This is a genomic window from Rhizobacter koreensis, from assembly GCF_013366375.1.
GTDB lineage: Bacteria > Pseudomonadota > Gammaproteobacteria > Burkholderiales > Burkholderiaceae_C > Schlegelella_A > Schlegelella_A koreensis.
Genome location: NZ_JABWMJ010000026.1, coordinates 1 through 19,060, shown reverse-complemented (window position 1 = coordinate 19,060; position 19,060 = coordinate 1). Strand labels below are relative to the sequence as shown.

The window sequence follows — 19,060 nt, the reverse complement described above, 5'->3', positions numbered from 1 at the left end:
CTGCGACTTGCCCTTGCTGGCGCGCTTGCCAGGAGTAGAGGTTCCACTGATCAAATCCGCCGGGGTCAACCCGTTCTCCGCCATAAGCGCCTGGATCTGCTCAATGGCCTTGGAGCGGCTCTCCGCCGTCGCTTTCTCGATCTCGCGCTCGAGAGCTTCCTTCTGAGCGATCAGTTCCTGCAAAGTAGCCATGTAGCCTCTCGTGGTCAGTTGTGGGATAGATAGCCTATCCTATTAACGGAACTACGGCGTCGGCATTACGCTTGTGTCAAACGTCTCGTATATTTAAGTGGAAATGCGTCGGATCAGGCATCGCGCGACGGATCGTCGCGCGATACCCCGAGTGTGAACCTAGAGACGCCTCTACTTGCGCTAGGGTTTCGGCGGACGCTCGGCTGCCCAGTATCACGGATGATATCGCGGAGGGGGGGAAACCGAATAGGCAGATTGGGTGCGGCTTAGCCGGAATAATCTTCTGGGCTTCCGAGAGCGCCCGAAGAATTCGCCATTCTCGTTCGTACGACCAGTGCGAGCTCTTAACCAAGAACCATTCGAAGCCGTCAAGCTCTGTAAGCGTTGCGCTTGGACGAGTATCCCGGTAAACAACGCGCCTTAGATGTCGTAATTCGTCCTGAGGTGATCGCTGCTGCCAAAAATGATCGTGGTGTGCGTCAAACTCTAGTACGAAACCGGTATGACTCGAAGCGTAGTGCGACCACATAAGAAGGCTGTCGGGTTGTTCGGACAGGCATAGCGCGCCAATCAGTTCGTCGAACTTGTGCTGTATAAGAGCTACAGCAGGGGATGTAACCGACCGCAGTGCGGCAAGCATTTCGACATGCTTGGTTCGTGCGTATTCCTGCAGAATCGGCAAGAGGCGGGAGAGGGGAAAGGCCGCCCTGACTTCGACTGGAAGGGCTTCGTGCATCGCACGCGCTTCGTCGGGGAGCAATTCTTTCGAAGGCCCGCACCGCCTCTGCGTCGGGAGCAAGAGCGGTAACCTCTGGACGCCCTTCGAATGGATCGTTAAATGCGCCGAGTGGCGAATAACGGAGAGTGATGGCCGTCAGTACCCCGACGCGCTCTGGTGGGAAGTACTTATAAAGCCGGCGAGGGCAGTCAGCAGTGACCATTGTGATGTGTATTTGCGGCCCCTACGTCCAATCCAGGACTAGGCTTTATGTCCCTTGTTTGCACGCGATGTCCGCTCGAATGGCTGGTTAGGGCTCAGCGCGAACGAAGGCCCGAATTCTGTTGTCTTCATCGCCCAGCGTCCTTACCCAGCTTTTTGTGAGACTGTTGAACTTGAAAATGTCCAAGACTGGGAATACCTTATCGCCCGACTCGGCCGTGTAGCTTCCGCGAACAGCGATGTATAGGTAGGCTATTGCGGCGGCATCAAGGGGCGACAACGTGTACGTAATTGACTTGCCTGTCTCATAGGTCAGTGATATCCCATCCGGGAAATCGTCGCCGAAGGCGGACAACCGCTCGATGTTTTGGCCGTCGACGCGCAGCACGGCGGATTGCAGTTTGACGTTGTGAGCGTTCGCGTTCTTCCCGGCGCAGTACGGGATGTCGAAGCGGAGGCGCCATGTACCGACTTCCTCAACAGAGATGCCTCTGTGACAGATGTCGACGACGGGCATAGAGCTTCCAGCCCGCACGTCCTTCTCGGGCGATCCACCAGAGAACAGACCAACAAGGTAGCGGCGAGGCGTGTCGAAAGCGAAGACGATCCCGACAACTGCGAGGAGGAGACCTGCGATTTCGATCATTCGGGCGAATCGAGGCCTAAGCGTCGGGCGAAAGGGCGCGAAGCGGCCCTTGGGACGTTCGCTCAATGGAGGGGTTAGACGCCTCCATCTCCGACCTCGATGAGATAGCGGATGAAGGAAACTTCCATGAAGAGGGCGAGCTCCGCCTCCGCAAGAAGCGGCTTCCCGGCCTTGGCATGGCCATGGCGGACTAACGGCGTGGAGTTCGAGTAGGCGTAAAGCTTTTCTAACGCCTCGAGCAACTGGGTCGAGTACTTGGCGTCCTTCCGCATGAGCTTGATCGCCTCACCCAGCGTGCTCGCCTTGGGGTGCAGGATACGGGCAACGCTCTCGACGGCGCTAACAATCTCCTTTACGCTGTTGGCCTCATCAAGCGGATGTTGGTAGAGATACTTGAGCGCCTTTTGGTAGTGGACCCGCGCGGTTTCGAACCGATCGCCGAGCGACGAGCCGACAAGCTCGACGCGTTTTGAGAGCGCTTTAGGAGTTTGCCGAACCAGCTGCGCGTCCTTGTTGAGGCTCCAGCCGATGTTGTCTTCTTGTAGAAGCGCGTTCACCTTCGTTTGGTAGGCCTTGAAATAGTCGGGATCCGTGAACGGAATGTCTTCGTCCTTTTTGAGAAGCAGGACGCCTACCAACTCCACGAAATCATAGAACTCCGGCCACGCACACTCCTTCAGATGAGCCACAAGTGCAGCCCATGCACTCTGGTTATCGTAGTCCCAGGGATCGGCCTCATCACGGACCAACGCGCTGAACGCCTCGTGGGTTTCTTGTGCGTCCAGCGGCTCGGATCGGGAACGATAGGAGCCTTGCGTACCAACAAACTCGCCCAGGATGCCCTTGATATAGCCGATTCGAGTGGCTCGCGGTGCGTCTTCAAGGACAACGGCGGAAGCGCCCTTGCTGGCCGCCAAACGAGAAGAGAAGCGCATCAGATGGGCCTAACGTGATATAGGGCGCTTGCCTGCTGCGTAACACTGCAGGGGCTGCATAACCCCGCCACGGGTGCAGGGCGTCGAGTCACTCAGAAGCGTGGCCGCTAGGAAGCCCAAACAGTGCCCGATCGTCGGGGCGGCTCAAAAACGTAGAGAGCTTCCCAAGTATTTGCTTGCGTAGCTCCGGATCCTTCTCCATCAGCTCCAGGAGGAGGGCGCCCGCCAGGATCTTCTTGCGCGTGTCCTGCTTGCGGGCCAGGCCTTGTTCCTTGGCGCGCTGGCGCGCCTCGATGCGCTGTTTCTGAGCCTTCAGCTGCGCGAGTTTCTTCTGCTGCGCCTCGATAGAGGCCTCGAGCTTGGTGAGCGCTTGCGACATCGCGAGAACCACGGGTGGCGGAGAGGGCAGCTGATGCTAGCATGAGGCTCCCGAGCGGCAGCGAAGGGCGCACTTACGACTTGCTACGCAAGTCCGTGCGGTTTGCTCCGCAAACAATGTCCGCTTGCTCGCGCAAGCTACCGTAACGCCAGCCGCTTCCCTCCTCGCGATGTTCCATCTCTCCGTCAAGCCGATCAGCCGCGCCGCGGGTCGCTCGGCGACCGCCGCTGCGGCTTATCGCGCCGGTGCCGAGATCGTCGATCACCGGACCGGCGAGGTGCACGACTACACCCGCAAGAGCGACATCGTGCACTCCGAGATCCTCGTCCCGCCGGGTGCCCCCGCCTGGGCGGAGGACCGCACGGCGCTCTGGAACGCGGCCGAGGCGGCTGAAAAGAGGAAGGACGCCCGGGTCGCGCGCGACTACGAGGTGGCGATCCCAAAGGAGCTGACGCGGGCGCAGGGTATCGAGCTCGTGCGGGACTTTTCGCAGGGGCTGGCGGACCGCTATGGGGTTGCAGTCGACTTCAACGTTCACAAAGACGAACTCAAGGCTTGGGACGGCTCGGAGAAGGGGTACCAGGGGTACCACGCGCATATCCTCACCAGCACTCGCAAGCTTGGGCGGGATGGGTTTGGAGAGAAAGCGGCGATTGAGCTTTCCGATACCAAGCGCAAGAGCCTGGGCTTGGGTGATGGCGCGGCCGAGATCGAGCACATCAGGCGGCTCTGGGAGGTGGCCGCCAATCGGCACCTTGAGCAGGCCAACGAGGCACAGAGGATTGATCGGCGCAGTCTTAAAGACCAAGGAATTGACCGCGATCCGACGGTGCACCTAGGGCCACACGCCACTGGCCTGGAGCGGGACGGAATCTCGAGCCGGCTCGGTGATATCAACCGCCAGGTGATTGCTGAGGCGAAGGAGCGGATCGAGAACAAGCGCGCCGTGCGTGAGCTCAAGGACGAGATCCGCCTGCTCGAGCCCACGGCGCGGAAAACATCGGTAGCAAGAAACTCCAGAACCAAGCCAGCGGTTGCTGCCGAGGTCGCGCCGGCTGCTTCCGTCGATCGCGGCGCGGAGATCGCCCGCCGCTCGCGTGAGCGGGACGAGCGCGTCCGGCGTGTGCTGGCCAAGGCCGAGCAGCGTCGGGCAAGGCGCGAAGAGGCCTATCGGAAATTGGCGCAGACGCGTCCGCAGGCGCCCCGAGGGCTGTTGGCCGTATTCCAGCAAAAGGGGCACCAGGCCGCCATGGCCGGTTGGGAACGGGCGAAGGCGCTTGGCTGGAAGCTTGCGGAGCAGGCTAAGCAGCTCGCGCAGCGGCTTCGCGAAGTTGCCTCGCCCGAACGCGTCAGGCAGTGGGCCCAGACGATTGCGGCCTCCGCTAACCCACTGCGGGAGGCTCGCCGGGAGCCTGAACAAACGTCAAAAGCCCGTGTGGTAGCCGCAGAAGCGCTGCGTGAGCGCCACCTTGGATCTGCTGCGCCGGGTCCGTCGTCTCAGCTGTCCGAGCAGCTGCTGGCCTTGAAGCGGGAATGGGAGCGCACCCAGCCGTTGAGGGACAAGGCGAGGCGCAACGAACCGCTCACCCTGATGGAGAAGTGGGACGTGGCGCGTGCCTGGGACGGACTGGCCCAGATCATGGGTGCGATCGGTCACGACGCCACGCCCGAACAGCGGCAATCCGTCGACAAGGCTCGTTTGCAAGCGCACCGCCGCGTCGCTGCAGCCGTGTTCCTGAGCCTCCCGCGGGACGAGGCCATCAAGCAACACCCAAAGCTGGCTGACGCCTACACCCTGCTCGAGGCGTTCGACCGAAAGCTCAAAGCCGAGGGGGTGACGCTGCCGCAGCGACAACAAGTTACGGAGCGGTCGCGGCAAAGAATCGCGACGGCGATCGAGCAGGGCAAATCGATTCAAGTCAAGGGGAAGGAGCAGCCCGAACCCGTCCGCCAGGTACAGCGCGCACGGGATCGGGGCATCGAGCGATGACCGGATGATCTATTTCAGTATGGCCAAAGCACTGCTAATGCTGGCGGCGTGACGATGCCAGCCGGCTGCCGGGTCACGCCACACCCCCTCCTGCATGAACTTTAGCCTCAAGTAGCTAAAGCCTAAGTAAGTCCTCATAAAAAAGGCTGCGATCTATAGACGCAGCCCCCGTCCAGGATATGGCCTGGTCCAAGCAAGTTCGGCTGACGATCAGCGGGTTATATTGCGGATCAGTATAGTAATAACGACCAAGAGAAGCAGCGTGAAGCGAAGGTCGTAGAATACTAAATGAATGGAACCGCCGACAACCCAGTGGATACCTAAAACGCGCAGGATACAGTCCCGCACGTTTTTGCGGTAGTCTGACCAGATAAGGTGTTTTTCTTGGTCCGACTGAGCTTCGTGCCAGTAGGTCGCGTAATCCCGCAGCATGCGTTCGACGCCAAGCACCTCCAATCCCGCCTTAACTAGCGGCCGCTTCGAAGCGGCTCTTGTCAAACGTTCACCGCACGCGACCGTCAACTCGTAGTCGTGCGCCGGATCCCCGCCGAACTTGCTCATCGTTCACTCCATTTCAGATCATTGATTGACCTTGTGATTGCTTGAAATGGTTTGATAGTGAACGCGCTTTACTGTGATGTCACCCAGGGCAACATCGACCTCGGCGCGTGCCACCAAACCGCGAGTAGCGAGCCGATCGAGTAGCTTGTAGATCGAACTCACAGTAATTGTTCCATTGGATGCGCGGGCAATAGCGGGGCCGTGCGTCGGCTTGCCTTCTTGTTCTAGTTGCTTCAGTAGCAGTAACACATTTTGTTCTGTCGCGGGTACATTTTTATTCTTAGATACTTTTTTGGTAACGTTTTCTTCCGCGAACGCGCTAAAAGTGGAATCCTTCATAATGACCCCCATACCCGGACGCCCTGTTATTAGGGCTTGCGCAATCGACTTTCGGTGCTGTCCGGATTGCTGTTGGCGAGGCGACTGTTGTTAGTCGCGCGTGCTGAGTGAGGTCAGGGCCCTACGTTAGGGCGTGGGCATATGCTTGTTTTGTTTGCAGCGTCCATGATTCTCCTTTGATGTGTTGGTTTAGTGTGCGACTCTAATATGTGACGGGTTGATTTACTTAGATGGTGAGTGGATTTGCAAATGAAAGGAACGTAGACGTCGCTGTAGCGAGCGTCTAGCGTCAGGGTAGCACTGACAATGCGTAAGCGGGCTTAGTTGACACGCCGTCAGGGCGATCCTGACGCCGCGTCGTTCGCTTGCCGCAAGCAAGAGATCGGGCGGAGGCTGAGGGCCGTATAGGGACCGCCACCAGTGCAGCGAGGAACCGTCGCCACTCAGTGAAACTGCGCGTTAAGTTCGCCGCGTTGCTCGAATCGCAGCGGGGAACGATCGGTGCCGAGTGACGCCCTCCGGCAACCGGGCATCGCTTGGTCTATTGATAACATATTTTATCGATAGTAGGATGTTGGCTCGGCGACTTACGAGCACCAACCATGAGGTCTACCGCTATCTCCTGCCTTCGCTATCGCGATGGGCCACGCGCGATCGACGTGCTCTGCCGCGTGCTCGGATTCCAGGCTCAACTTGTCGTACCTGGAGAGAACGGCTCGATCGCTCATGCACAGTTGGTTCTGGGAGGCGGGATGGTCATGTTGGGCTCGGTCGGCAACGGCTCTGAGTACGGCAAGCTCGTTCGTCAGCCGGATGAGATCGGCGGCTTCGAGACGCAGAGCGTCTACGTCGTGGTCGGCGATGCCGACGCGGTACTCGCTCGAGCCGAGGTCGAAGGCTGGACCGTGGTCATACCAATCCGGGACGAGGGCTATGGCGGGCGCGGCTTCTCAGTGCGTGACCACGAGGGACGGCTCTGGAACATCGGCACCTATGACCCCTGGTCGACACACGGTGACGCCGGGCTCTAGTGAGCTCGACCGGCCTCATGACCGACCAATTGGTCGTTTCCAGCACCGAGCGTCGCCTAACCGCCGATCTCTTCCAGGGCCTGGCTGCCGTTCCAGCCGAGCTCGAGTGGTTCGCGAACCTGCGCAACGGCGCGACGCGCCGCGCTTACGAGAACGCGCTGCAGGACTTCGTGCGGTTCACCGGGATCGCAGGGCCGGAAGAGTTCCGCCAGGTCACGCGCTCGCATGTGATCGCCTGGCGCGACGAGCTCGCCCAGCGCGCCCTGAGCGGCCAGACCATCCGGCACCGCCTGGCGGCGCTGTCGTCGCTGTTCGAGTACCTCTGCGAGCGGAACGCCGTCACCCACAACCCGGTCAAGGGAGTCAAGCGCCCGCCCGTCGACAGCTACGAGGGGAAGACGCCGGCCATCGGCGATCACCAGGCGCGCCAGCTCCTGGACGCACCCGACGTGGCCACGGTCAAGGGCAAGCGGGATCGGGCGATCCTTGCCACCCTGCTTTATCACGCGCTACGGCGCGACGAGCTCTGCCGGCTGAGCGTCAAGGACTCCAGGCACGAGCGGCGCGGGGTTGCGCACCTGAAAGTGACCGGCAAGGGCGGCAAGACGCGCTACGTGCCGCTGCATCCGGCAGCGAGCGGGCTGATCGCCGACTACCTCGAGGCGGCTGGGCATGCGGAGGAAGCTTCGGGCGCCCTCTTCCGGCCGCTCCACAACGGCCGCGCTGCGGGCTCAGCCGCGGCGCTGACGCCGGATGCGGTCTACAAGATCGTCCAGGGCTACTCGGCGAAGCTGGGGTTCAAGATCGGGGCGCACGCGCTGCGCGCCACGGCGGCCACCAACGCGCTCGACCACCAAGCGGACATTGCCAAGGTGCAGGAGTGGCTGGGCCACGCGAACATCGCCACAACACGGATCTATGACCACCGGAAGACGCGGCCGGAGGACAGCCCGACGTTCAAGGTGACGTACTGAAGCGCCGTGATCGACAGCGCAACGTCAGTTGACGGGAGGCGTGTCGGGCGGCGCGACCCGACCTTCGGCGGCACAAGTCGCCAAAGGTCGGGAGCCCCCAAAGCACGAGAACCGGCCAGGTATCGTGTCAAAGGAAAGGCGTGCCCCATTAGGCACGCGCTGCGCCAAAGCGCCTTGCAGCGAGGCGCTTAAGGATGCGGGACTGTCGCGAGCAGGGCTGTGACCAGGTTGTCGACGTCAGCCGGCGTGTGGAACAGGTGCGTAGAAATCCGTAGCGGATGCGAAAACGCGTCAGCGGCCGCGTTCACGTTCGGGTTGCTGCGCAGCGTGTGGGGCGTGGCCGTATTACGGATCACGATCTTGTGCACGTCGCGCAGCGCGTTGACCGCATTGGTCGAAGCCGTGGTCTGCTGCGTCGCCTGCGCCGGCGTCAGGTCGGCGTTGTAGTCATAACCTGGGGAGAACGGGTTGAACGACGTGAGCGCGACTTGTGCGTGATGTGGCAGGTTTGCATCGTATGGAGTTGCCATCGAGCGGTTGCCCCAGATGGCTGCGAGCCGGCTGCGCAGATACTGCGCCAACGAGAGGTCATAGGTTTCAATGGTCTTGCGGCCCCACATGTCCCAGAGTTGGCAGCACTCCTGCAGAGCACGCAGAGCGGGGTACGACGGATTGCCGATGCTCATCAGCGTCGCAGCGATGTTGTCTGCGGGATCGCGCACGCCGCCCTGCAGCGCAGTTCCCGGGGTTGCCGAGTAGCCGCCGCTGCCGACCGGCCAGAAGGGCGCCAGCGGCGTCGTGTTCGAGTAACCCGGCACCGTGATGGTCGACGTGACGCCAGCGGTGGTTACGCTCTTGGTGTAGGGCGTTGCAGATGTGCCGTTGCGGACGTACATGATGCCGGTCTGGCCCGGACCGCACTGCCACTTGTGGCCCGCGCCCGCAAAGAAGTCAATGCCGGAGTCATGCATGTCGAACGCGATCATCCCCGGGATGTGTGCACCATCGTGCACCGACCAGATCCCGTTGGCCGCGGCCCACAGATTGAGCATCTTTTCCGGGAGACGGATGCCCGTGAGATACGGAGGCGAAGAGTAGACGATGGCCTTGGTTCGGTTCGTGCGCAGGGCTTGGAAGCGCGAAAGCACCAACGCATCGCTGTACACGTCGCTGGTCGGCAGGTTCACCCGCCTGAGCACGACCCCGAGACGATCCGAGACGACCTGCATCGGCGAATTGCCGCCCGGGTGCTCCATATTGGTGGTGATGATCTCGTCGCCGGCGCTGAAGTTCAGCCCGTTCAGGATCTTGTTCATCCCGTCCGTGGTGTTGAACGACATCACGAGCTCAAAGGGATCGGCCCCGAATCCCGGCGCAATGATGTTGCGCATGTCCTGCGTGTTAAACGTGAGCGTCGGGTCACGCGCAATCGCCGCGTTGTTCGCGGCGAGGTTCTTGAGCACCGGGATCGGCGTCGAGCCCGTGGTGCCGATGTTCATGAAGGTCCGACCAGGGTCTAGGCCGAATGCCGGAGCGAAAGGTCCGCCGTAGGCCAGGGCCTCGGGGCTGAACACCGCCGCGCTCAAGCCACTCGCGGCGGCAGCGCCGACACCCAGTACCTTGAAGAAGCCTCGGCGGCTCTCGTTGAGACGTTCCTGAGCCTCGAGCGCAAGGGCCTTGGCTTGTGATTCACTGAAACGGTTTGTCATCTATTCCTCATTCGGTTGAGAGAGCAGTGTGTTGGTCGTCTAGACCGGTCCTGGTGAACTGCGACCCCAAGGCTCGGCGTGTGTGAGATCAGCGAACCGCGATGGCCGAGATCTCAACCTTGACATCGCGAGGAAGGCGCGCCACCTCGACGGTGGCCCGGGCTGGCGGCGAGGTCTTGAAGTACGTGCCGTAGACCTGGTTCATCTTCGCGAAGTCGTTGAGGTCCTTCAGAAAGACCGACGTAGAGACGACGTGTTCCATCGTCATGCCGGAGCTCTCCAGCACGGCCTTGAGGTTCTCGAGAACCAGCTTCGTCTGATCCTCGATGCTCGCGTCCTTCATCAGTTGATTGGTCTTGGGATCAATCGGGATCTGACCCGCAAGGAAGACCATCGGGCCGGTTTTGATCGCTTGCGAGTAGGGCCCGATCGCCTCGGGCGCGTTTTTCGTCGCCAGCACTTCCTTCTGCATGGTTCCGCAGCCCACCATAAGAAGACTGGCCGACAGCGCGATCGCGGCCGGGCGCATGCCCGAGAGCTTTGTCATTGGGCGGCTCCCTTGCCGCATGACGTCGATCTGCGGGCACGCCGGCGTACCAACGGAACCATGGCCATGCCTATGCCGAACAGCAGATAGGTGTCTGGTTCAGGGATCGCGGCGGCGGTCTGGTTGGCCGTGATGGTGTACGACCAGCCGGTGCTGCCGCCCTCACCGCCTCCAGCCACGAAGGTGTCAAAGGCAAAGTCGTCGTTTGAGTCGTAGCAGCTTGTCACCGTCCCGGCGCACGACAGAAGACCTGCATTGAAGCCCGAAAAGCCGATGGTGTACATGCCGGCGGCAATAACTTGGAACGTGATCGCCGACATCGATGTGCTCGGACCCGCATCGTCGTTAGACGCAAGCAAGCTACCGTTTGGACCGAACAGACCCATGATCGAGTCGGCAAACCCGCTGGAACTGGTGGACGTGATCGACAGCGCGCCGGGTACCGACACCATGAAGCGGTAGAAGTCGTCGGACGCGTCACCGAACGTACGCGTGCCGTTGATTACGAGCTGCGAGCTACCTGGATCGCTGATCACCTGAGCAGCAGCCAGGGAGTTGTTTGGTTCAGTCTCGTTGAAGACACCGGCCTGGGCAGTACCCAGGGTGGCCAAGGTTGCGATCGCAACAGCTGTTAGCTTAACGGTCGATAGGTTCACGTCTTGTCTCCTCCTTTGTGAGCCGCAAGTAGGCCATTGCGGCGTAGATTGTCAATAGGTGCGCTGCTCTAGAGGGAAGTGTCGGCGGCAGAGAGCCACGGCGCGCCACTCCGATAGATCTGTGGCTGCATCTCTCCCATACTCCACCTGCAACCTGGCATCGCTAGCCTGTTAAGGCGCTTACGACAGCAGACCTGCTGAGGTGGAATACGGACGGTCCAGCCGGACCTCTGCTGGTGTAAGCACATTTCGAAACGCTTGTGTCTTGCTCGCATGCACGCGCCTAAGCAATTAAGGCGGCATCACGATTGCGTACGGCTATGCGTTTCCGCCACGCGCTGCGCTGCTTTAGGTTAGAAAGCCCTTCGCGCACCTTTGGACTTGGAGAGGGGAAAACATGCGGCGACATCTCCCTTGGATAGGCGTAGGCATCCTCGGCGCGTTCGCGCTCTCGATCGTTGCCTTAAGTCGGGGTGAGACGATCAGCGCTCTCTGGATCGTCGTCGCGGCGATCTGCACCCACCTGATCGCGTTCCGCTACTACAGCCTGTTCATCGCGAATAAGGTGCTCAAGCTCGACCCCGACCGAAAGACCCCGGCGTACCGGCACAACGACGGCCTTGACTACGTGCCGACGAACCGCTACGTGCTGTTTGGTCACCACTTCGCCGCGATCGCCGGCGCGGGCCCTCTGGTAGGCCCCGTGCTGGCCGCTCAAATGGGTTACTTGCCGGGGCTGCTATGGATCCTCGCGGGCGTCGTGTTCGCCGGCGGGGTGCAGGACTTCATCATCCTCTTCATTTCGACGCGTCGTGACGGCCGCTCCCTCGGCGACCTCGTCAAGCAGGAAATGGGAACGGTGCCGGGCGTGATCGCGCTGTTCGGCACCTTCATGATCATGATCATCATCCTCGCGGTGCTCGCACTGATCGTCGTCAAGGCGCTCGCCGACTCGCCGTGGGGGCTGTTCACCGTCGCGGCGACGATTCCGGTCGCGCTCTTCATGGGCATCTACCTGCGCTACCTGCGGCCCGGGCGCATCGGCGAGGTGTCGGTGATCGGCTTCGTGCTGCTGATGCTGGCGATCTTCGGCGGCCAAGCAGTTAGTCAAAACCCGACGCTCGCGACGATGTTCACTTTCGACGGCAAGGCGATCACGTGGATGCTGATCGTCTACGGCTTTATCGCCGCGACGCTGCCGGTCTGGCTGCTGCTAGCGCCGCGCGATTACCTGTCCACGTTCTTGAAGATCGGCACGATCATCGCGCTCGCGATCGGCATCCTGATCGTTGCACCCAAGCTGGCGATGCCGGCGGTGACGCAGTTCGCGGCGGGCAACGGCCCGGTCTGGGCGGGCAGCCTGTTCCCGTTCCTCTTCATCACGATCGCGTGCGGAGCGGTGTCGGGATTCCACGCGCTGATCTCGTCCGGGACGACGCCGAAGATGCTAGAGAACGAGACCCACGCTCGCTTCATCGGTTACGGCGGCATGCTCGCCGAATCGTTTGTCGCGGTGATGGCCTTGGTCGCTGCGTCGGTGATCGACCCGGGCGTCTACTTCGCCATGAACAGTCCCGGCGCGCTGGTGGGCACCACGCCCGCGGCGGTCGCGCAGACGATCTCGACCTGGGGTTTTGTTGTCACCCCCGACGTGCTGGTGCAGACGGCCAGGGACGTGGGCGAAACGACCATCCTGGGCCGTGTCGGGGGCGCGCCGACGCTCGCGGTCGGCATGGCGCACATCCTCCAGCAGGTGGTCGGCGGCAAGACAATGATGGCGTTCTGGTACCACTTCGCCATCCTGTTCGAGGCGCTCTTCATCCTCACCGCGGTTGATGCCGGCACGCGCGCCGGCCGCTTCATGCTGCAGGATCTGCTCGGCAGCTTCGTTCCGGCACTGAAGCGCACCGATTCGCTGCCGGCCAACCTGATCGCGACTGCGCTGACGGTAGGCGCCTGGGGCTACTTCCTGTACCAGGGCGTGGTCGATCCGTTCGGCGGCATCAACACGTTGTGGCCGCTGTTCGGCATTTCCAATCAGATGCTCGCCGCCGTCGCGCTGCTGCTTGGCACGGTGGTGCTCTTCAAGATGAAGCACGAGCGCTACGCGTGGGTCACGATGCTGCCGACTGCGTGGCTGCTGGCGTGCACCCTCACCGCCGGCTGGCAGAAGATCTTCTCGGCCGATCCGAAGGTGGGTTTCCTTTCACACGCGAGCCGCTACGCTGACGCATTGGCACAGGGCAAGCTGCTTGCCCCGGCCAAGACCCCGGACGCCATGTCTCGTATCGTGTTCAACGACCGGCTCGACGCGGCCCTCTGCGCGCTCTTCATGTTCGTGGTCGTGAGCATTCTCTTCTACAGTATCCGCTCTGCCTTCGCGGCCCGCGCCGCGAACCGTCCGACGGTTCACGAGACGCCGTTCGAACCGGCCATCGCCGCTACGCCATGACCTCGGGTGCACGTCGCTTGGATATTGCGCACTGGGCCCAGGATGTTGGGAAAGCCGGCCGGCTGCTCGCAGACAGCTTTCGGCTGATGGTGGGTGTGCCTCCATATGGCGCCTACGTGCGCCATATGGAGGCCACGCATCCGGGCAAGCCCGTCATGGACTACGAGACGTTCTTCCGCGAGCGGCAACAGGCCCGGTATGGACGGGGCACCGGGCGCTGCTGTTGAGCAGCGCGAAGGCTGGGGGTTGCACGAGGGAGCTCGTGGGCACGCTCGTGCTCGATCACCACCAAGGCGCCCGCAAGTGCCCTACCCTCGCATTGTCGGAGCCAAGGGGCTCGTGAGGACTAGCGAATTGAAAATGCCAGTTTGCGAGGAGTGCACTGTCGATGACCTTCGCGGGCTTGGCGTACGGTGGTCTAAATGGCTGGAAGCTCGCACGGGGCTTCAGCCGCCATTCACTAAGGCGAAGATCGCCACGCTGACTCGTCTCGACCTTCTCTATATTCCCCGGGTCGGGCAGCGTGCTATTGAGCGCATTGAATGCTGGCTGGCGGAGGACGGGTTGACGTTGAAGCAGTCAGAACGTGAAGCAACTCCTCGAATTCGTGGAAGCCCAAGAGGCACGTGAGGTCGCGCCGCCAGCTCGGCACTGCCACGGCCATATATGAACGTCCGATCAACCTCAGACCCGACCGGAGCAGTCAAGGGGTTGTTCGTGGCGCATCGTCGCGCAGGCGCTCGGCGAGGCCCTCGGGCAGCCGCGGTGGTCGAACCAGGGCGGTGCGATGAGCTCGCTCGCGTCCACCTCGGCCGCGGCGGCCCGCCGTCCGATCATCCGGTAGACGTCCGCCTGACTCATCGGCAGCTATGGGAGCGTTCCAGTCCGTCCCATGGTCGAGGCGGAACAGGGAATCCGTTGTCGGCACCGGCGAGCTTCGCGCCGTCGATGTACGCGTGCAGGTACTCGTCGAGGTTGTGGCGGTACGGCATCTCGTGCTGCTTGCCGACCTTCGTGGAGGCGCAACCCAGGTGCGCCCCCTGCACGTAGACGTCTCCGACCCGTATCGCGATCGGCGCCGACGCGGCCGGGCGGCCGTCGCGTAGCTTGGCGGAGCGGGTCTTGCCCTCGCCCCCGCCAGCGACCTCCACCGGCGTGTCATCGGCGTGCACCTTGATCGCCCCAGCCGTAGCGGCCCAGGCGTGCCAGCACGCGAGCCTTCGAGCACTAGGCAAGCGCCGCGGCGATCGCAGATTATGGTATGGTACCGCCTCATACCATATCATACGGAACGGCATGATTTTGCTTATCGGCGGTGAGAAAGGCGGCACCGGTAAGACGACGGTTGCTGTCAATCTAGCGGCAATGCGTGCTCGCCATGGACGCGATGTGCTGCTAGTGGACACGGACCCGCAGGGGAGCTCGAGCTACTGGACCCAGGTGCGGGACGAGGCAGGCATCAACCCGCGAGTCGCGTCGATCCAGAAGTTCGGCAAGGGCGTACAGCAGGAGTTGCAGGACCTTTCCCGGCGATACCAGGACATCGTCATCGATGCTGGAGGTCGCGACTCAATAGAGCTCCGGGCGGCCTTGGTGGTGGCGGATCTTGCGGTCGTGCCGATCCAAGCCTCGCAATTCGATCTTTGGACGCTTGATCGCATGAACGGCTTGGTCGAGCAGGCCAAGGGCTTCAACGAGAAACTGCGGGCCAAGGTTCTCATCACTCGGGGGCCGACCAATCCGACGATGAACGACACCAAGGAAGCCGCAGAGCTGATCGCTGATTTTGAGAGCGTCACGCTGGCGCAGGCTGTTGTCAGGGACCGGGTGTCATACCGGCGTTCGGCGAGCGGCGGGATGGGCGTAGTCGAGTACCAACCAACCGATCCGAAAGCCAGCGCTGAGATGGAAGCGCTCTATGCGGAGGTGTACGCATGAAGTTCCGCCGTTCACCAACTCTCAGGACGGCCGATGACTTCATCAGCGCCGCCGGCGCGCCGATCCAGACGAGACCCGAGGTTGAAGCGGGCATCGGCTTGGCTACGCCAAATGCCGTGCTCGCCGTGCCACCGGCTCCCCCGAACGGTGCCCAGGAAGGGAATCAAACCCGGCCGTGGGAGGGCAAACGCGCCGACAAGCAAACGGAAGTGTTCAATCTTCGGCTGACGGAGGTGGAGCTCGAAAAGCTGCGCTTCATCGCAGCCAACACGCCCGACTCAATGCAGGCCTTTATCCGCAAAACGCTGCTTCCCGCAATCGAGGCTAAACTAGACCAACTGGTGTAATACCATACCATACCATACCATACAGTACCGTATGTATGAAAGTATTCCTTTGAGGTTATATTGCGAACATGGGACATCGAGTTCACCGACGAGTTCGGCACATGGTGGAACTCTTTAGGCGAGGTGGAGCAGGAGGGGGTTGCGGCCACGGTAAAGCTGCTGGAGCGGTTCGGACCGCAACTGCCACATCCGCACAGCAGCGGCATCCAGACCTCCCGGCATGGTCACATGCGAGAGCTGCGCATCCAGCGGGGAGGGCGGCCCTTGCGGGTGCTGTACGCCTTCGATCCTCGACGAACGGCAATCCTGCTGATCGGAGGCGACAAGACCGGCCAGGACCGATGGTACGAGGAGTTTGTCCCGCAAGCCGATCGGCTCTATGACGAGCATTTGCAGGCGCTGAAGAAGGAAGGATTGTCAGATGGCTAGGAGTTTCGCAGAGCTAGAGGCACAGATGAAGCCGGCCTCACGAGAGCGCGCTGAGGCGACATTCCGCGAACTCGCTGCCGAGATGCCCATGCACGAACTGCGGCAAGCCAAGGCTCTGTCCCAAGCGGCAGTCGCCGAGCGGCTGCATATCAGCCAGGCGGCGGTTTCCAAGCTCGAGCATCGTACCGATGTGTACGTGAGCACCTTGCGCGACTACATCGAGGCAATGGGCGGCCAGCTCGAGATCGTGGCCCGATTCCCCGACGGGGACGTACGGATCGCCAATTTCGCCGAGGAGGGCGAATGTGCTGATCAAGCGGCGGCGCGAGCGTGAAACAGCCAGGGCTGCTGCCGCAGCGGCACGTCACGCGCGACTTCTTCGTCGCCGACATCCTCGACTGTGCCCCCAAGGACGACACGGCGACGATGGAACATCCCATCTTCGCCCTGTCGATGCAGAAGGACGTCCGGGAACGGCGCTACGAGCACAACGGCAACACCGTCATCATCGCGCCATCGACATTCGGCTTGGCAACGATCTGGGACAAGGACATCCTGATCTACCTCATCAGCCAGCTGATGGAGGGAGGCAATCGGGGCCGCCAAGACGCCTCGAGCCGGAGGGTGCACTTCACGGCCTACGACTACCTGGTGGCCACCAATCGGGGCACCGGCGGCGACCACTACAAGCGCCTGGAAGGTGGGCTCGACCGGCTGAAGGGCACCACCATCAAAACAGACATTCGAACGGGCGGTGTGCGGCTAAAGCAGGCGTTTGGCCTGATCGACGAGTGGCGAATCGTTGAACGGTCACCGACCGATGATCGAATGATTGCCTGCGAGGTAACGATTTCGGAGTGGCTGCACCACGCCGTTCAGGCCCGGGAGGTGCTGACCATCAGCCGCGAGTATTTCCGGCTCCGCGGCGGCCTCGAGCGGCGGCTTTACGAGATTGCTCGTAAGCACTGCGGCTATCAGGCGCGCTGGGCAGTTGGTCTCAATCTGCTGCACAAGAAAACCGGCTCGCAAGCCACGCTCAAGGAGTTTCGGCGTGCCGTCAAGGGCATTGCCGACACCAACGTGCTGCCGGAGTACCGGCTGCGCTACGAAGGCGAGCTGGACCGCGCGCTCTTTACGGCGAAGAACACCAAGACGCTTCTTGACGCATTCGTGCTCGGGGCCTGATGTGTTGGCGTTTTGGGCTGTGGATAGACACGGCCAAGTACCCACCCCATCTGTGGATAGACACGGCCAAGTACCCACCGCAGCCTGTGGATAGACACGGCCAAGTACCCACCGAAACGCGCGTAAGCCCCTGTCATCATTGGCTTTCTCCGCTCTTAACTACGCGCGCGCGGTATTAACCAAATATCTTTAACGAAAGCGCTCCCCCCTAGAGCTACGTCAGACGTGCTGGACCCCAAAACAGCGCCCGCGAAAGCGGGCGAGAACAGTCCGCGGGGAAGCTCCGCTTCCCCCTGTCATGCTCCGGCTTCGCCTGCGCATCGGACTCGACCCCCTTCGGGGCCTGCAGCCCCCAAACCGCTTACGCGGTTCGGCTCCCCCGCCCAAAAACTGCTCAGAAGAACAAGGCGGCTGCCGGCTCGCGTACAGCCCGTTTGAGCCACGATCTACGGCTAGTGAGGGGGTAGGGTGCCCTCGGCGCAGGATCGGGGCTGTAGCGGCGTTCTGTGCTTTCTGCCGCGTGGACGAGGGACGATGGCTCGAAGACAGAAAACCGGCCTCTTCGAGGATCTGATCGACGTCGTGTCGCGGCTGCCATGGTGGGCCTGTCTGGGGCTCGCCGTCCTGAGCTACCTCGTCCTGCACGCGCTCGCAACGCCGATGTCGGCCACCAGTGTTCAGCCGGGGCAGATCGGCGCGTTGGCGACCCAGGCGCTCTGGAATGGGTGGGCCTATGCCGGGCAGATCGTCGTTCCGATGGCGTGTGTGTTCGGCGCCGTGCTCTCGGCGCTCAGACGCGCAAAGCGCGGTCGGCTTGTCTCGGAGGTGGCTCAGAGCACGGCGCCGGATGCGCTCCACGCGATGAGCTGGCAGGAATTCGAGATGCTGGTCGGGGAGGCGTTTCGGCTCCAAGGCTACGAGGTCGCCGAGACGGGTGGCGGCGGCGCTGACGGGGGCGTTGACCTGGTGCTGCGGCGCGAGCGCGAGAAGTTCCTGGTGCAGTGCAAGCAGTGGAGAGCGCGCAAGGTCAGCGTCCAGGTCGTTCGGGAGCTCTACGTAATGATCGCGGCGCAGGGTGCAGCCGGCGGGTACGTGGTGACGGCCGGGGAGTTCACCCAGGAGGCGAGCGCGTTTGCAAGCGGCCGGAACGTCAAGCTGCTCGACGGGATGGCGCTTTTCGGACTGATCCAGCAGGCCAAGGCGTCGATCGCAGCTCGGGAGGACGTCGGCAGGCCGCTTCGGAGCCCACCACCGCCGGTGAGGCGGCAGGAGCCTGCGGCGGCTCAGGCTGCGGTTATCCCCACGTGTCCGAGCTGCTCGAGGGGAATGACGCTGAAGACCGCCAGGCGCGGGCCGAACGCGCGGAACCAGTTCTGGAGCTGCACGGGCTACCCGAGCTGCAGGGGGTCACGGCCGAAAACCTGAGCGCCTGAAACGGCTCAGCGCGCCGCGCTCAGCCGGGAACCACTCCCTCAAAACGGAATTCAGGGGAGCCCGCAGGGGGGAGTGAAGCTCCCCGGGGGCTGGGGCGCAGCCCCAGTCTTTGCTTGCTTCAGACCGCGAAATCCTCCAGCTTCTGCCCGCCCGCCAGGGCAGCCTTGAGCCAGCGCGGCTGGAGGCCGCGGCCGCTCCAGGATTCGCCCGTCGAGGCGTTCCGATACTTCGCGGCCACTTTGGAGCCCGAGCTCTGCGACTTGCCCTTGCTGGCGCGCTTGCCAGGAGTAGAGGTTCCACTGATCAAATCCGCCGGGGTCAACCCGTTCTCCGCCATAAGCGCCTGGATCTGCTCAATGGCCTTGGAGCGGCTCTC

23 protein-coding genes are annotated in these 19,060 nt (G+C 62.2%); 11 read left to right on the top strand and 12 right to left on the bottom strand.

Annotation, left to right across the window (positions count from 1 at the left end; genetic code table 11):
• From HQN59_RS25305 to HQN59_RS25285, 5 genes are all read right to left on the bottom strand, one after another.
• On the bottom strand, positions 1-192 hold a 192-nt coding region (locus HQN59_RS25305; RefSeq protein WP_176071919.1), incomplete at its 3' end, for an H-NS family histone-like protein.
• 76 nt (positions 193-268) lie between these two features.
• Positions 269-721 (bottom strand): DUF2971 domain-containing protein, encoded by a 453-nt coding sequence (locus HQN59_RS27160; protein WP_425342775.1) that lies wholly within the window; start codon positions 719-721, stop codon positions 269-271.
• Positions 722-1,220: 499 nt separating this feature from the next.
• Positions 1,221-1,778, bottom strand: coding sequence for a hypothetical protein (locus HQN59_RS25295; protein WP_176071917.1), 558 nt, complete (start codon positions 1,776-1,778; stop codon positions 1,221-1,223).
• Positions 1,779-1,852: 74 nt separating this feature from the next.
• Complete coding sequence (locus tag HQN59_RS25290) at positions 1,853-2,713, bottom strand: hypothetical protein (RefSeq protein WP_176071916.1); 861 nt, start codon at positions 2,711-2,713, stop codon at positions 1,853-1,855.
• Positions 2,714-2,801: 88 nt separating this feature from the next.
• The gene (locus tag HQN59_RS25285) at positions 2,802-3,092 is read right to left on the bottom strand and encodes a mobilization protein (protein ID WP_176071915.1); all 291 of its coding nucleotides are present in this window, start codon (positions 3,090-3,092) and stop codon (positions 2,802-2,804) included.
• A 169-nt stretch (positions 3,093-3,261) separates the two neighbouring features.
• Here HQN59_RS25285 and mobQ point away from each other — a divergent pair, with 169 nt between their 5' ends.
• Positions 3,262-5,082, top strand: a complete 1,821-nt coding sequence (mobQ, locus tag HQN59_RS25280; RefSeq protein WP_176071914.1) for a MobQ family relaxase — start codon at positions 3,262-3,264, stop codon at positions 5,080-5,082.
• A 210-nt stretch (positions 5,083-5,292) separates the two neighbouring features.
• Here the strand turns inward: mobQ and HQN59_RS25275 are convergent, their stop codons facing one another.
• On the bottom strand, positions 5,293-5,643 hold the full coding sequence (locus HQN59_RS25275; protein ID WP_176071913.1) for a hypothetical protein: 351 nt from the start codon (positions 5,641-5,643) through the stop codon (positions 5,293-5,295).
• Positions 5,644-5,661: 18 nt separating this feature from the next.
• Positions 5,662-5,982, bottom strand: a complete 321-nt coding sequence (locus tag HQN59_RS25270; protein ID WP_176071912.1) for a hypothetical protein — start codon at positions 5,980-5,982, stop codon at positions 5,662-5,664.
• Positions 5,983-6,584: 602 nt separating this feature from the next.
• Here HQN59_RS25270 and HQN59_RS25265 point away from each other — a divergent pair.
• Together HQN59_RS25265 and HQN59_RS25260 are read left to right on the top strand one after the other, a co-directional pair.
• Complete coding sequence (locus tag HQN59_RS25265) at positions 6,585-7,013, top strand: VOC family protein (RefSeq protein WP_176071911.1); 429 nt, start codon at positions 6,585-6,587, stop codon at positions 7,011-7,013.
• Positions 7,014-7,030: 17 nt separating this feature from the next.
• The gene (locus HQN59_RS25260; RefSeq protein WP_176071910.1) at positions 7,031-7,987 is read left to right on the top strand and encodes a tyrosine-type recombinase/integrase; all 957 of its coding nucleotides are present in this window, start codon (positions 7,031-7,033) and stop codon (positions 7,985-7,987) included.
• Positions 7,988-8,175: 188 nt separating this feature from the next.
• Here the strand turns inward: HQN59_RS25260 and HQN59_RS25255 are convergent, their stop codons facing one another.
• The 3 genes from HQN59_RS25255 to HQN59_RS25245 all read right to left on the bottom strand — a co-directional run bounded on the left by HQN59_RS25255 (position 8,176) and on the right by HQN59_RS25245 (position 10,899).
• Complete coding sequence (locus HQN59_RS25255; RefSeq protein WP_176071909.1) at positions 8,176-9,696, bottom strand: aminotransferase class V-fold PLP-dependent enzyme; 1,521 nt, start codon at positions 9,694-9,696, stop codon at positions 8,176-8,178.
• An 88-nt stretch (positions 9,697-9,784) separates the two neighbouring features.
• Positions 9,785-10,243 (bottom strand): RidA family protein, encoded by a 459-nt coding sequence (locus HQN59_RS25250; protein WP_342451322.1) that lies wholly within the window; start codon positions 10,241-10,243, stop codon positions 9,785-9,787.
• Positions 10,240-10,899 (bottom strand): pre-peptidase C-terminal domain-containing protein, encoded by a 660-nt coding sequence (locus tag HQN59_RS25245; protein WP_176071908.1) that lies wholly within the window; start codon positions 10,897-10,899, stop codon positions 10,240-10,242. The genes HQN59_RS25250 and HQN59_RS25245 overlap by 4 nt, the downstream gene beginning before the upstream one ends.
• A 397-nt stretch (positions 10,900-11,296) precedes the next feature.
• Here HQN59_RS25245 and HQN59_RS25240 point away from each other — a divergent pair, with 397 nt between their 5' ends.
• Complete coding sequence (locus HQN59_RS25240; RefSeq protein WP_176071907.1) at positions 11,297-13,351, top strand: carbon starvation CstA family protein; 2,055 nt, start codon at positions 11,297-11,299, stop codon at positions 13,349-13,351.
• Positions 13,348-13,578 carry a YbdD/YjiX family protein gene (locus HQN59_RS25235; RefSeq protein WP_176071906.1) on the top strand — a complete coding sequence of 77 codons (231 nt, stop codon included), beginning with the start codon at positions 13,348-13,350 and terminating at the stop codon, positions 13,576-13,578. The genes HQN59_RS25240 and HQN59_RS25235 overlap by 4 nt, the downstream gene beginning before the upstream one ends.
• A 630-nt stretch (positions 13,579-14,208) precedes the next feature.
• Here HQN59_RS25235 and HQN59_RS25230 read toward each other — a convergent pair.
• A complete protein-coding gene (locus tag HQN59_RS25230) occupies positions 14,209-14,523 on the bottom strand; it encodes a site-specific integrase (RefSeq protein WP_176071905.1) in 315 nt (104 codons plus the stop codon).
• A 124-nt stretch (positions 14,524-14,647) separates the two neighbouring features.
• Between HQN59_RS25230 and HQN59_RS25225 the strand changes: the two genes are divergently transcribed.
• The 6 genes from HQN59_RS25225 (at position 14,648) to HQN59_RS25200 (ending at position 18,675) form a co-directional block, all read left to right on the top strand.
• Complete coding sequence (locus HQN59_RS25225) at positions 14,648-15,289, top strand: AAA family ATPase (protein WP_176071904.1); 642 nt, start codon at positions 14,648-14,650, stop codon at positions 15,287-15,289.
• A complete protein-coding gene (locus tag HQN59_RS25220; RefSeq protein ID WP_176071903.1) occupies positions 15,286-15,636 on the top strand; it encodes a hypothetical protein in 351 nt (116 codons plus the stop codon). The genes HQN59_RS25225 and HQN59_RS25220 overlap by 4 nt, the downstream gene beginning before the upstream one ends.
• A gap of 60 nt (positions 15,637-15,696) precedes the next feature.
• Positions 15,697-16,065: a type II toxin-antitoxin system RelE/ParE family toxin gene (locus HQN59_RS25215; RefSeq protein ID WP_217704316.1), complete on the top strand. Its 369-nt coding sequence runs from the start codon at positions 15,697-15,699 to the stop codon at positions 16,063-16,065.
• A gap of 25 nt (positions 16,066-16,090) precedes the next feature.
• Complete coding sequence (locus tag HQN59_RS25210) at positions 16,091-16,399, top strand: XRE family transcriptional regulator (protein ID WP_246295172.1); 309 nt, start codon at positions 16,091-16,093, stop codon at positions 16,397-16,399.
• Positions 16,396-17,250 carry a replication initiator protein A gene (locus tag HQN59_RS25205; RefSeq protein ID WP_176071901.1) on the top strand — a complete coding sequence of 285 codons (855 nt, stop codon included), beginning with the start codon at positions 16,396-16,398 and terminating at the stop codon, positions 17,248-17,250. The genes HQN59_RS25210 and HQN59_RS25205 overlap by 4 nt, the downstream gene beginning before the upstream one ends.
• 534 nt (positions 17,251-17,784) lie before the next feature.
• On the top strand, positions 17,785-18,675 hold the full coding sequence (locus HQN59_RS25200) for a restriction endonuclease (RefSeq protein ID WP_176071921.1): 891 nt from the start codon (positions 17,785-17,787) through the stop codon (positions 18,673-18,675).
• 127 nt (positions 18,676-18,802) lie between these two features.
• On the opposite strand, the gene HQN59_RS25195 is transcribed toward HQN59_RS25200, so the two are convergent.
• On the bottom strand, positions 18,803-19,060 hold a 258-nt coding region (locus HQN59_RS25195), incomplete at its 5' end, for an H-NS histone family protein (protein ID WP_217704315.1).

What these genes read in the sequence shown, in the direction of transcription:
- HQN59_RS27160 (WP_425342775.1), bottom strand. Translation starts at nt 721, where the DNA reads ATGTGGTCGCACTACGCTTCGAGTCATACCGGTTTCGTACTAGAGTTT.
- HQN59_RS25295 (WP_176071917.1), bottom strand. Translation starts at nt 1,778, where the DNA reads ATGATCGAAATCGCAGGTCTCCTCCTCGCAGTTGTCGGGATCGTCTTC.
- HQN59_RS25290 (WP_176071916.1), bottom strand. Translation starts at nt 2,713, where the DNA reads ATGCGCTTCTCTTCTCGTTTGGCGGCCAGCAAGGGCGCTTCCGCCGTT.
- HQN59_RS25285 (WP_176071915.1), bottom strand. Translation starts at nt 3,092, where the DNA reads ATGTCGCAAGCGCTCACCAAGCTCGAGGCCTCTATCGAGGCGCAGCAG.
- mobQ (WP_176071914.1), top strand. Translation starts at nt 3,262, where the DNA reads ATGTTCCATCTCTCCGTCAAGCCGATCAGCCGCGCCGCGGGTCGCTCG.
- HQN59_RS25275 (WP_176071913.1), bottom strand. Translation starts at nt 5,643, where the DNA reads ATGAGCAAGTTCGGCGGGGATCCGGCGCACGACTACGAGTTGACGGTC.
- HQN59_RS25270 (WP_176071912.1), bottom strand. Translation starts at nt 5,982, where the DNA reads ATGAAGGATTCCACTTTTAGCGCGTTCGCGGAAGAAAACGTTACCAAA.
- HQN59_RS25265 (WP_176071911.1), top strand. Translation starts at nt 6,585, where the DNA reads ATGAGGTCTACCGCTATCTCCTGCCTTCGCTATCGCGATGGGCCACGC.
- HQN59_RS25260 (WP_176071910.1), top strand. Translation starts at nt 7,031, where the DNA reads ATGACCGACCAATTGGTCGTTTCCAGCACCGAGCGTCGCCTAACCGCC.
- HQN59_RS25255 (WP_176071909.1), bottom strand. Translation starts at nt 9,696, where the DNA reads ATGACAAACCGTTTCAGTGAATCACAAGCCAAGGCCCTTGCGCTCGAG.
- HQN59_RS25250 (WP_342451322.1), bottom strand. Translation starts at nt 10,243, where the DNA reads ATGACAAAGCTCTCGGGCATGCGCCCGGCCGCGATCGCGCTGTCGGCC.
- HQN59_RS25240 (WP_176071907.1), top strand. Translation starts at nt 11,297, where the DNA reads ATGCGGCGACATCTCCCTTGGATAGGCGTAGGCATCCTCGGCGCGTTC.
- HQN59_RS25235 (WP_176071906.1), top strand. Translation starts at nt 13,348, where the DNA reads ATGACCTCGGGTGCACGTCGCTTGGATATTGCGCACTGGGCCCAGGAT.
- HQN59_RS25225 (WP_176071904.1), top strand. Translation starts at nt 14,648, where the DNA reads ATGATTTTGCTTATCGGCGGTGAGAAAGGCGGCACCGGTAAGACGACG.
- HQN59_RS25220 (WP_176071903.1), top strand. Translation starts at nt 15,286, where the DNA reads ATGAAGTTCCGCCGTTCACCAACTCTCAGGACGGCCGATGACTTCATC.
- HQN59_RS25210 (WP_246295172.1), top strand. Translation starts at nt 16,091, where the DNA reads ATGAAGCCGGCCTCACGAGAGCGCGCTGAGGCGACATTCCGCGAACTC.
- HQN59_RS25200 (WP_176071921.1), top strand. Translation starts at nt 17,785, where the DNA reads ATGGCTCGAAGACAGAAAACCGGCCTCTTCGAGGATCTGATCGACGTC.